This window comes from Vibrio sp. 970, from assembly GCF_033339075.1.
Genome location: NZ_JAWOTW010000770.1, coordinates 1 through 527, shown reverse-complemented (window position 1 = coordinate 527; position 527 = coordinate 1). Strand labels below are relative to the sequence as shown.

At 49.9% G+C, this 527-nt stretch carries 1 protein-coding gene; it reads left to right on the top strand.

The genetic code is table 11. The features are described from left to right. Positions 1-527, top strand: a 527-nt coding sequence (locus R7Q11_RS29095; protein ID WP_225467335.1) for a translocation/assembly module TamB domain-containing protein, incomplete at both ends; no start/stop codon positions are given.

Below are 527 nucleotides of genomic sequence, written 5' to 3'. Positions count from 1 at the left end.
AGAAGCCAACTATTGACGGTAAGGTTGCGCTTTCTACGTTCCACTTGGACTTCTTGGCTCCGTTGATCGGGGAATACAGCTTGTTCAAGGCGAATATGAATACTGATTTGGCCTTGTCTGGTGATGTAATGCATCCAAAAGTGAATGGTCAGTTCCTTATCGATCAAATGAAGCTGCAAGGCGAAGTGACGCCAATCGACATCAACTCCGGACAAGTCGTGATCAACTTCAAAGGTCACCAAGCGGATCTGGATGCTGGGATCATTACGCCTGACGGTAAGCTAGAAATCACCGGTGATGCTGACTGGCGTGACTTGCAAGACTGGCGCACTCGTGCCCGCGTGTTTGCAAAAGAGCTGAAAGTTGATATGCCGCCGATGGTCAAAATCAAAGTTGAGCCGGACATGACCATCGATGTCACACCGCAGTTGGCGAAGGTGGAAGGTAACATCAATCTGCCATGGGGACGTATCGTCATTGAGGAACTGCCACCAAGTGCGGTTGGGGTGTCGAGTGATACCGTGATT